Source organism: Calditrichota bacterium, assembly GCA_013152715.1.
In the GTDB taxonomy this organism is placed as follows: domain Bacteria; phylum Zhuqueibacterota; class Zhuqueibacteria; order Thermofontimicrobiales; family Thermofontimicrobiaceae; genus 4484-87.
Genome location: JAADFU010000117.1, coordinates 25,510 through 31,709 on the forward strand (window position 1 = coordinate 25,510; position 6,200 = coordinate 31,709).

The window sequence follows — 6,200 nt, forward strand, 5'->3', positions numbered from 1 at the left end:
TCATGAAATATTCAGAAAAAATAAAACAACTTTTCCGGCTCGGGGACGTAAACGAACTGAATAGTACAAAAGTTTACGATGAAATACATTTTGAGCAGTCGGACGTTCCGGAACTGATTCGCTTGGGCACGGACACGTCTTTGCTCAGCGGGAATCCGGATGACGCCCCAAACTGGGCGCCGGTGCACGCCTGGCACATTTTAGCAAAAATGGACGCTACAGAAGCAATTGACAATTTAATTGAACTTTTCCATCGCTTGGAAAATAACCACCACATTGACGAAGAATTGCCGGAAATTTTCGCCCAATTCGGCGCATCGGCTTTGTCGGCGCTGGAGAAATATCTTAAAAAATCCAATCGCGGAAACGGCGCCCAAATTACGGCTGCGGCGTGCGTCAAAGAAATCGGCAAGTGGCACGTGAACTTGCGGAAGAAGTGCATCGATTTACTGACCGGGCAATTAGAAAAATATGAAGAGAACAATCCCGAATTCAATGGGTTCCTGGTTTGGTATTTGACAGACTTGCAGGCGAAAAAATCGTTCTCAATTATCAAAGAAGCATTTGCGCGCAATTGCGTGGACAAAACGCTTGTCGGCGATATGAGCAACGTCGAGTATCAACTGAAATTGACGGACAAAGTGCCGCGAGTACAGATTTTCGCGGAAGAGTTCTTCGACGAAGACGATGCCGGTGAAAAAAAATTATAAAATCATGAAACACACTAAAGGCTCCAACCCACAGAGTAAAATTTAATGCTCTAATAGTCAAAGAGAAAAAACTTCGTGGTATCGGAGCTTGGCCCTTTTCAATCACAACATGGGAGATATTTCAAATGAAAAAAGCTTTCGTGCTGCTAATGATTTTCACGCTCATTGCGATTCCTCAACTTTTTGCTCAGTTCGATGTTGGGCTGAATTTAACGGCTGTATCGCCTGAATCAGGTTTCAAAGAAAATGTCGATCGCCTCGGCTGGGGTCTGTCCGGAAAATTCGCTGTGAAATTAAGTCAAACGCCATTTTACGCCGGTCTCACAGTTGGCGGCGCAAATTACGGATCCACAACCTATCAGGATTACATAATCACCCCGTTGGTGCCGGTGGACGTGAAAACGACGAACAACATTTTGTTCGCTGATTTGCTGTTGCAAGCGCGAACTAACCTCGGTTTTCTCCAGCCCTACGTGGAGGGCATGGTCGGTTTCAATTATTTATGGACGGAAACAAAAATCAAAGAATTGGAAAATTATGATGACGACATCGCCAGCCACACAAATTTCGATGATTTTGCTTTTAATTATGGCCTTGGTTTTGGCACTTTGATTAAATTAAAAAGCGGCATCGGCATGGATGATCAAAATAACCAGAAAAAAGGCACTATTTTTCTCGATCTAAAAGTTCGCTACATGTTCGGCGGCGAAGCTGAGTATCTCAAAGAAGGCTCCCTCACTGTGGACGACAACAAAAAAGTCCACTACGATATTCACAAATCAGACACAGATTTCATATCTTATCATGTAGGAGTCCTATTCAGTATTTACTAAATTAGCACTTTCACCCTTCTGAAAAAGCGGAGATTTGCTCGTTGAAAAATAAAATCTTCATTGCACTTTCCGGAAACATTGGCTGCGGCAAAACGACCGCGGCAAAAATTATCAGCCAGAAATTTGGTTTCGAGCTGTTTGACGAACCGGTCATTGACAATCGTTTTCTTAAACTTTACTACGAAAATATGAATCGCTGGAGTTTCACGCTGCAGATGGAATTTCTCATTCGCCGCGTAGAACACCACGAACTCATCGATACTGTGCCCAAGTCGTGCGTGCAGGATCGCTCGCTGTACGAAGATCCGGAAATTTTTGCTAAATATTTGCACGGGTTAGGGCACATGAGCCACGATGAGCTCAATCTTTATTTTGAATATTTCGAACGCTTGAACAGCCGCCTCATCAAACCGGATTTGATCATTTATTTGCAGGTTGACAACGTCAATGTGCTCCTCAAACGAATCCGCAAGCGCGGCAGAAAAGAGGAACAGGGAATCACTGCGGAATTTTTAGAGGGACTCGGCGGATATTACATGACTTTCCCGCAAGTCTGCAAAAATAAATACAAAGTGCCTGTGTTGACTTTCAATGTCACCGAAACCGACATCCGAAAAAATGCCGGCAAAGAAGAATTTTTAGCAAAAGTTGAGCAGGCGCTCAAGTAGTTTTGTCTCCGAAGCAAAATTTGTTCTCTGCCTATGAGATGGATTTCCTGACATTTTTGCCAGGGCAAACAGAGGAGATTGGTCATGACGACGTCTGAAATTGAATCAAGCTCTGCGGCCGGAAAGCCCTATACCTTTCGGCAAAAATTTGGTCTTTTTTTTGGCATCCCCCTATTTCTTCTCGTGCTGAAAGTGCCCATTTCCGGCACCCTAACACCTGAGGCACAAAACACATTGGCAGTAGCAGTTTTAATGGCATTCTGGTGGATCACAGAAGCGCTGCCCATTCCGGCGACGTCGCTGATTCCCATTGTGGCATTTCCTTTGTTGGGCATTGCAAAAAGTTCTGAAATCGTCCGCTCTTACGCTGACAGCAATATTTTTCTGTTCATGGGCGGATTTTTTATCGCCATGGCCATGCAAAAATGGGGACTGCATCGGCGCATTGCCTTGCATATCATTAAAATTATCGGTCTGGGACCTAAAAAAATAATTCTCGGCTTCATGGTCGCCACTGCGTTCCTTTCCATGTGGATTTCCAACACCGCGACAACCATGATGATGTTCCCCATCGCGCTGGCTGTCATTTTGCAAGTTTCGAATTTCAGAGACGAGAAAAATAATTCTCTGCCGGAGTCAATTATCCAGCCGTTTCAATTAGCCCTGATGCTCGGAATTGCCTACGCGGCGAGCATCGGAGGAATTGGCACAATAATCGGCACACCGCCGAATATTGTTTTTGCTGCTCAAGTGAAATCTCTCTTTCCGAACGCGCCTGAAATCGGCTTTTTGCAATGGATGATGGTTGGGGTTCCGCTTGTTGTTGTTTTTCTTCCCATTAGCTGGCTGGTTTTAACCCACATTCTTCAGCCTATTCGGATTAAAAAATTCCCCGCAGGAAAAGAGGTCATTGATGAACAGCTTGAAAAATTGGGGCAATTTTCGAAGGGCGAAAAACTTGTAGCTATTATTTTCGTCTTCACCGCCTTGGCATGGATTTTTCGAAAAAATATTGAAATCGGAAATTTTGTCATTCCGGGCTGGTCCAATTTACTGGGCATCGCTAAATACGTAAACGACGCCACGGTGGCTATTTTTTCTTCTCTGCTGCTATTTTTTATTCCGGAAAAAATTGACAAAGGCTCTTTTCTGTTGGATTGGGAATGGGCAATAAAAATTCCCTGGGGAATATTGCTGCTCTTTGGTGGCGGAATAGCGCTGGCATCAGGTTTCAAGGCAACAGGATTAGCCGCCTGGATCGGACAACAATTGAACGCATTTTCAAGCATGCCATTGATTCTTCTGATTATGCTTACTTGCATCATGCTCACATTTCTGACAGAAATCACATCGAACACAGCGACGTCGACAATTTTTATGCCCATCCTGGCAGCGACAACACTGGCCATCGGCTTAAATCCCTTTTTACTAATGATCCCGGCGACAATTTCCGCCTCCTGCGCCTTCATGCTCCCGGTTGCCACGCCGCCAAATGCCATTGTCTTCGGCTCCGGTTATCTGACAATTCCGCAGATGGCAAAAAACGGACTCTTAATGAATTTAATCGGAATTTTCATCGTAACTGCCGTGACTTATTTGATTGCCATTCCGGCGTTTGGGATTGTTCTGGGACAAATGCCGGCGTGGGTGCATTAAAAAATTTCCCAAGTGTATTCCACCTCGGAGGCGAGTACACTTTATCAAATGTTTAGAATCGAAAAATTTTGAGGAGGTATTTGTATGACAAGTAAGAATTTTATTGAAACAGAAGACAAGTACGGAGCGCACAACTACAAGCCACTGGATGTAGTGATCACGCGCGGGAAAGGCGTCTGGTTGGAAGATGTTGACGGAAACAAATATATGGATTTTTTGGCTGCCTACTCTGCGGTGAATCAGGGGCATTGTCATCCGCGATTGGTGGAAGTGATAAAAGAGCAAGCGGAAAAATTGACGCTGACGTCCCGCGCGTTCCGCAACGACCAATGGCCCCTACTGGCAAAAGAGTTGTGTGAATTAACAGGCTACGACATGGTGTTACCAATGAATTCCGGCGCCGAAGCTGTGGAAACCGCGCTCAAAGCAGTCCGCAAATGGGGCTATCAGGTAAAAGGAGTTGAAAAAGACAAAGCTGAAATTATCGCCTGCGACGGCAATTTTCACGGCAGGACAATTACGATTGTCACTTTTTCACCGGAAGAACAATACAAAGACGGATTTGGTCCTCTTACTCCGGGATTCAAACTCATTCCTTACGGCGATGCTGAAGCACTGGAAAAAGCAATTACGCCGAACACAGTGGCTTTTTTAGTGGAACCCATTCAAGGAGAAGGCGGCGTTGTTGTCCCGCCCGAAGGATATTTGAGAAAAGCAAAAGAGATTTGTGAGAAAAACAATGTGCTTTTTGTCGCTGATGAAATCCAGAGCGGGCTTGGCCGCACAGGGAAACTTTTTGCCTGCGATCACGAAGGCGTCAAACCGGACGTGATCACGATCGGCAAAGCGCTTTCCGGAGGATTTTATCCCGTTTCCGCTATGCTGGCAAATAAAGAAGTGATGTCAGTTTTTACGCCGGGAGATCACGGCTCGACTTATGGCGGCAATCCATTGGGCAGCGCCATTGCTCGTGAGGCATTGAAAATTATCGTCGAAGAAAAATTGCCGGAACGCGCTGCAGAATTGGGCGAGTACGTCATGTCGCGATTAAATAAAATTAAAAGCCCCCACGTTGATTTTTATCGCGGGAAAGGCCTCTGGATCGGTATTGTCTTGAAAGATGAAGCAGGCGGCGCCCGTCGTTTCTGCGAAGCACTGATGAAAAAAGGCGTGCTGGCAAAAGAAACGCACTGGAATATCATCCGTCTGGCTCCGCCGCTGGTCATTACCAAAGAAGAAATAGACTGGGCACTGGAGCGAATCGAAGAAGTTTTGATAATGGAATATTTGATAATGGAATAGGTTTTTTTACGAGTCTAATTCTAAAACGGTATTTTTTTCAGGTGTTTGAAATTAGTGTGTGATGTTTTAGAGAGAAACATTGCTGTCCTGAGTTACATTTTTTCTGCATATTTTCTCCTTGACATTCTGTGCATTATTTGGTATAATTGATTTGGGAATTTTAGCAATAACGTTCAACTCCTTTGGAGTTGTTTGGTTTAACATTCAATATCAGGCTACAAATGTAAAATCCCTTCGGGATTTAAACTTAATTTGGATTTGAAAACGCCGAAGGCGTTCAACATTTGTAGGAAAAATTAGCATTACATTTTTCCAACCCCAGAGGGGTTGAACAATCTAAATAGCGCCATTAAATTAGACAGGACGGAATTGGTATTTTGTAACATTCATATTTATCATTAAGCAAATTAGACTGTGATAACTTCAAAGAATACATACAAAGATAGATCTACTCACTAATAATAAATTTCCAATCTAATGAACTTCAATATTATGTTTCATATCTAATGTTATTCAAAAAATTCAAAAATCTTGGAAAAATTGATATAACAATAAATTTGCAGAAATTTTACTTTTCCTTTAAATATAAAAACATGAATGACCAGTTAGAAAATATTCTTGTAAATATTACGTTTAAAAACAATGTAGGGGAGGCATATATGCGTCCCCTACAACCTAATTTCAATAAAAATAGTTGATCGTAAAATTTAACTGATCATTGGTATTAAAAAGGGAAAGTTTCTTTGGTGAGTTTATTTGGATGTCCCTGAAACCTGCACGTATTTATTAGAAAAAATTTCCTCCCTGTTTTGGCTGGACTCCTTAATAAGATTCACAAATTACGCGATTTTATTTCTTCATATCAGAAATTCATTTTTAACTCTGATATTGCTCAACTTCCCGATCAATTTCTTCGCCAAATTCATCTTCTGCAACATCTAGATCAAAATCCATTTGTAGCCCCAACCAAAATTGGGCTGAATTACCAAAATATTTAGCCAACCGCAACGCCACATCTCCAGTGATTCTTT

6 protein-coding genes are annotated in these 6,200 nt (G+C 42.9%); 5 read left to right on the forward strand and 1 reads right to left on the reverse strand.

Annotation, left to right across the window (positions count from 1 at the left end; translation table 11 throughout):
* Window positions 1-2: 2 nt before the first annotated feature.
* From GXO74_09345 to rocD, 5 genes are all read left to right on the forward strand, one after another.
* Window positions 3-710 (forward strand): hypothetical protein, encoded by a 708-nt coding sequence (locus tag GXO74_09345; protein ID NOZ61873.1) that lies wholly within the window; start codon window positions 3-5, stop codon window positions 708-710.
* Between the two features lie 125 nt (window positions 711-835).
* A complete protein-coding gene (locus GXO74_09350) occupies window positions 836-1,543 on the forward strand; it encodes a hypothetical protein (protein NOZ61874.1) in 708 nt (235 codons plus the stop codon).
* 32 nt (window positions 1,544-1,575) lie between these two features.
* Window positions 1,576-2,211: a deoxynucleoside kinase gene (locus GXO74_09355; protein ID NOZ61875.1), complete on the forward strand. Its 636-nt coding sequence runs from the start codon at window positions 1,576-1,578 to the stop codon at window positions 2,209-2,211.
* Between the two features lie 84 nt (window positions 2,212-2,295).
* Window positions 2,296-3,867, forward strand: a complete 1,572-nt coding sequence (locus GXO74_09360) for a DASS family sodium-coupled anion symporter (protein ID NOZ61876.1) — start codon at window positions 2,296-2,298, stop codon at window positions 3,865-3,867.
* 84 nt (window positions 3,868-3,951) lie between these two features.
* Window positions 3,952-5,169, forward strand: coding sequence for an ornithine--oxo-acid transaminase (rocD, locus tag GXO74_09365; protein ID NOZ61877.1), 1,218 nt, complete (start codon window positions 3,952-3,954; stop codon window positions 5,167-5,169).
* Between the two features lie 876 nt (window positions 5,170-6,045).
* On the opposite strand, the gene GXO74_09370 is transcribed toward rocD, so the two are convergent.
* Window positions 6,046-6,200 (reverse strand): addiction module antidote protein, HigA family (locus GXO74_09370; protein NOZ61878.1); only part of this gene is annotated, 155 nt, incomplete at its 5' end.

Excerpts from the sequence above, each read along its gene's own strand:
- GXO74_09345 (NOZ61873.1), top strand. The coding sequence starts at position 3 with ATGAAATATTCAGAAAAAATAAAACAACTTTTCCGGCTCGGGGACGTA.
- GXO74_09350 (NOZ61874.1), top strand. The coding sequence starts at position 836 with ATGAAAAAAGCTTTCGTGCTGCTAATGATTTTCACGCTCATTGCGATT.
- GXO74_09360 (NOZ61876.1), top strand. The coding sequence starts at position 2,296 with ATGACGACGTCTGAAATTGAATCAAGCTCTGCGGCCGGAAAGCCCTAT.
- rocD (NOZ61877.1), top strand. The coding sequence starts at position 3,952 with ATGACAAGTAAGAATTTTATTGAAACAGAAGACAAGTACGGAGCGCAC.